Here is a 4,454-nt window from a genome sequence, read left to right on the forward strand (position 1 = left end):
CCGGTGGCGGCCGGCCAGGCGGGAGAGTTTCTGGCCACGGGGCTGAACAATCCGGACATGCCGCTGATCCGCTACCGCACGGGCGACCGGGGTGCCGTGGAGGCAGGGCACGAGATGTGCGCGTGCGGGCGCACGCTGCCGCGTCTGGCCCGGGTGGAGGGCCGCAGCGACGACGTGCTCTACACCCAGGACGGACGACGTGTCAGCCGGCTCGGATCGGTCATCAAAGCAGGCGCGCCCGTCCGAGAGGCGCAGATCGTGCAGGAGACGCTGCGGCGTCTGCGGGTGCGCTACATTCCGGCGCCGAACTGGAGCCCGGAGGCCGAGGGCGAGATCCTGGCGGCGATCTGCAGCCGCATGGGCGATGTCGAAGTGGTGTTCGAGCGCGTCCAGCAGATCCCGCGATCCGCAAACGGGAAGTTCCGCTTCATGATCTGCGATCTCCCGCCGGACCAGAAGCCTCCACTCAAACCAGCGTCGCTTCCACAGCAGGCGGCAACGCGCGAACTTGTAAGATCTCTCGAGACATAACTCCACTGAAGGTGCGCTCGCAGGCAGCAAGAATGTGAACGGGTATGGACCAAAGGAAGTCATATGCGCAGTGGATTGTCGACGATCTCGGTGTCTCATTCGTCAGAGTCCGTTAGATTTTCAAACTTGAAGAACCTTCTCGACTTCGTCCGGAATGATACCCTTACAGTCCTCTGCTATCATCGGGTCGGGGATTTGAACGATGACCGCTTCAACGGCTTCCGGCCAAACTTCAGCGCTTCACCTGAGCAATTCACTTCGCAGATGAAAGTACTGAAATCTCTCTTTTCTCCCATCTCTTTGCGAGATCTATTGGATTGGTACGAAACAGGACACCCTCTCCCCCGCCGGTCAGTACTCGTTACATTCGACGACGGCTACAGGGACAATGGTGATGTAGCTTGGCCAATCATGCGCGACCTCAAAATTCCTGGCGTCGTTTTCCTCGCCACCGACTATATTGGAACCGGGAAGCCGTTTCTTTGGGATTTCGCCGCCTATTGCTTCGAAGCGACCAAACATGAGCGCGTCGACGTTCCTCTTTTGGGTGAAACCAGTCTCTCGACGCGGTCCGAGCGCCACAAAGCAGCTTCTGCCTGGATTGAGGCGTCCAAGCGCTTGCCCGCCGGAACGCGCAAAAAACTTGCTGACGCACTTGGAGCCTCCCTCGAAGTCTCTCCACCTCCAGAGGTTTTCGCTCGACTCTGCCTTGATTGGTCTGACATTCGACGCCTGGCAAAGGAGGGGCTGGATTTTGGTGGCCACACTCATACCCATCCCATTCTCACAAAGCTACCGTTGTCTGAGGCGCAAGAGGAGATAGCAACGAGTCATAACAGATTGGCGGCCGAGTTAGGCCATTCCGTCCATGCATTCGCATATCCTAATGGATCATCTCAAGACTTCTCCAGAGAACACGAAGCGGCGGTTCAGAATGCTGGATTTTCGATTGGATTTTCGTTGGAACCTGGCCCAGCCAGACTTGACGAGATTCGTCTCCGTCCGACAGCCGTGCGACGGATCTACGTCGGGCAGCAGGATAGAATTGCTCGACTGTTGGTGAAGTGCGCAGGGGCCGCACGCATAGCATACGGGCATGACCGTTTGCTCGAAGTACGGCCTCCCTCGGTTGAGCCCCTCGTCACTCAAGATTGTTCAGATCCGCGCGCTACGGACGAGAGACTATGAATTGAGGTGCAAGGATCCGTTTCTGAAGGCGACCGGACGAGCATTAGATCCTGAAGGGTTCCCATCATGAAAACCACCGTTGAGTCTCTTCAGGATCCGACGCTCCAACGTGGAGGCAAGGCATCTGTTAGGGCACTTGTCTTCCGAGACGTCGGAGACCAGTCCCTCGTGCTGGCTTCCCAGATCGTACTGAACCTTTCGTTCTTTCTGGTGATGCTGTTTGCCTCAATGAGATTTGAGCCGGCAAATTTCCTAGAACTTACATTCGCCAATTCGCTCATTCCTCTGATCGCGACCGCACTTGATTTCGGGCTGAGCCAGAGTTGCCTAGCTTTATCATTTGAGCACAAGAAGCAAGATTATGTGCAACTTAATCTGATTGTTAAAGCCGCAACACTCCTCCTCGCTGCAATGGCCTTCGTGGTGGCTTTCATGTTATCAGGCTCTGCCACGCAGCTCGTTCTGGTGCTCGCAGCGGCCTCAATGTCATTCTGGACTGCTACGCGCGTTATAGAACAATACGGACGGCGATTTCGGCGGTATGCAGTTCTCAATTTCGCTCTAGCCGCAGCTCGTATTTTGCTCGGCTTAGCAGCTGCTATCCATGGTGGATGGATAGCGCTTATTCTTGCAGTACATGTGGTGGCACAGTTGCCCATTCAAATTCTGACACTGAGCCGGGTCGCTGAAATCCATTTCAAGTCCGTGAACTGGAACGCTATAAAAGCTGTCGTTCACATGGCCCCGATCACATTTTTTGCCACAAGCCTATTCAGCGCCCTTCCTCTGTTAACTCTTTGGATCTTGAACCACAAAGGCGATACGCTGTCGGCCGCAGCGTTTGGCGTAGTTTTGATGTTCTTAGCTCCAATTGATCTCCTGTTTGCAACGTTGAAGGTATATCTCTTCCCGAAGATTGTGGAGACGGACTTCAAAAATATCGACCTCTTCGGTCTAGGCACAAAGTCGATGTATGTCATGATGGGGACGCTAACCGCGATTCTGGTCCTCGGCCTCATTCCTGCAAGCTTCATCATCGACCTCCTGTACGACAAGCGATTTCCCGAAGCAGATCGTTTCTTCGTGACATACTTTAGTTGTCACGCATTGGCGTGTGTGATCGGGGTCTATACGATGCGTTCGCAACGACCGGGCTTCGTTCGTCTAGCTCTGATTGCAAATTTCATGCGGGCTGCCGGAACCACTGTGCTGATTATTGTCCCCAATATGACGTCCTATCAGGTCGTATTGTGGTCGGGGATCATAGTCGTAGCCGGTGAGTTCGTTTTGGTCGCCCTCCTTCGGGTACACGCGCGCGGCAAGGGCTGAGCATCCGTTTACCTCTATCTATTCAGGTTCGGATCCTCCGGCGTGGCGCCTGAAGTGTGGCAAATTCCCCGAGAAATTGCCGAGAGTAAGCCTTATCTAGAGCTTCGGATGTGAAATGTGGACACCACTTTTGGGTCCGAAGCTCCTTCTCTTGACCGGCGCATCGGAAGAGGCAGACCCGAAGGGCCGCGTCAGCGAAAACCGGGTCCACTTTTCACTGGCGTGGCCCTTCGGGTCGCTGACGCGGCCCGCTGGGTCCGTTCTGACCGATGCTGTCATTCGAGAAGAAAGCATCGGATGGATCCCAAAAGTGCAAGTCCACTTTTCACGTCCGAGGCTTTAGACGCCCATCGCGCGAGGATCCTCGGGCGATCGCAGAATGCTTGATACCATTAGAGAGCTAGAACATTTTCGACTTGCACGGGTTCATAGCCGCTGTCGGTGAGATCGATCTGGCACTCCTCGGGCGAGAACTCATCGAGCAGCTCGCCAATGGTGGCCCAGAGAGCTTCTTTTGTCCGTGCCGTAGCCTTGCGTAGCAGTGCTTCAAGTTTCGCAAACACCTGTTCGATCGGGTTCAAGTCGGGCGAGTACGGCGGCAGGTACAGCAGACTCGCTTCTTCCACGTGGATCATCTCCCGGATTCCTGCCACCTTGTGGGCCGCCAGATTGTCGAGCACCACCACATCACCGGGCGAGAGTTCCGGGATCAGCACCTGCTCGACATAGGCGCGGAACACCTCACCGGTCATCGGCCCGTCAAGCAACATCGGAGCAATAAGACCGCTGGCGCGCAAGCCCGCTACAAATGTGGTGACCTTCCAATGCCCCCAACGACGTGGCATCCCCCCCCGCGCGCCCTTGGGACCCGAGCCATAGCGGTGCGTCATCGTGGTGGTGGCGCCCATCTCGTCCAGGAACACGAAGCGAGTGCTGTCCCTGTAGCGCTGCCACGCACGCCAGCGCTGGCGCTCGCGCGCTGTATCCGGCCGGTCCTGCTCGGCCGCCCGGAGCGTCTCTTCTTGTGCCGCAGGCCGAGACAGCGCAGGGTCAGCAGGATAGTGGAGAGACCCGCCGCCACGATCCTGCGGGCTTCCAATTCGGCCCGGATCTCAGCCGGGGTGATACCGGACTTGGCCGCAACTAAGCTGCGGAGCAGGTCCTCATGGGGTTCCAGAACCGGGCGACGATGCCCACCAACCCGGTCAGGGACGAGCGAGCCAGTCCTGCGGACCCGGTGCATCAGCTTCACTGCAGCCGATGGGCAAACATAAAGGCGTTCAAACGATGAAGAAGTCCTTATAGGTCAGCTTCAGGTTCTTGCTGAGTTGCGCAAACTCCACGGCGGCCTTGCTGCCTGAGCCATCGGCATCATACGAGAGAATGCCGGTCTTCTTGTTGTAGAG

Annotated in this window: 3 protein-coding genes and 1 pseudogene; 3 read left to right on the forward strand and 1 reads right to left on the reverse strand. The window is 56.7% G+C overall.

All coding sequences use genetic code 11. The features are described from left to right. The 3 genes and pseudogenes from OCW50_RS32770 to OCW50_RS32780 all read left to right on the forward strand — a co-directional run. Positions 1 to 531: pseudogene (locus tag OCW50_RS32770) on the forward strand (hypothetical protein); the annotation flags it as partial. Between the two features lie 126 nt (positions 532 to 657). After that, positions 658 to 1,719, forward strand: a complete 1,062-nt coding sequence (locus tag OCW50_RS32775; protein ID WP_262300375.1) for a polysaccharide deacetylase family protein — start codon at positions 658 to 660, stop codon at positions 1,717 to 1,719. A 66-nt stretch (positions 1,720 to 1,785) separates the two neighbouring features. Beyond that, positions 1,786 to 3,048: a hypothetical protein gene (locus OCW50_RS32780; RefSeq protein WP_262300376.1), complete on the forward strand. Its 1,263-nt coding sequence runs from the start codon at positions 1,786 to 1,788 to the stop codon at positions 3,046 to 3,048. Positions 3,049 to 3,440: 392 nt separating this feature from the next. Here the strand turns inward: OCW50_RS32780 and OCW50_RS32785 are convergent, their stop codons facing one another. Next, a complete protein-coding gene (locus OCW50_RS32785; protein ID WP_315974518.1) occupies positions 3,441 to 4,148 on the reverse strand; it encodes an IS630 family transposase in 708 nt (235 codons plus the stop codon). Positions 4,149 to 4,454 lie beyond the last annotated feature (306 nt).

Origin of the sequence: Microvirga sesbaniae, from assembly GCF_025460805.1 — a bacterium.
GTDB classification, from domain to species: domain Bacteria; phylum Pseudomonadota; class Alphaproteobacteria; order Rhizobiales; family Beijerinckiaceae; genus Microvirga; species Microvirga sesbaniae.

What these genes read in the sequence shown, in the direction of transcription:
- OCW50_RS32780 (WP_262300376.1), top strand. Translation starts at nt 1,786, where the DNA reads ATGAAAACCACCGTTGAGTCTCTTCAGGATCCGACGCTCCAACGTGGA.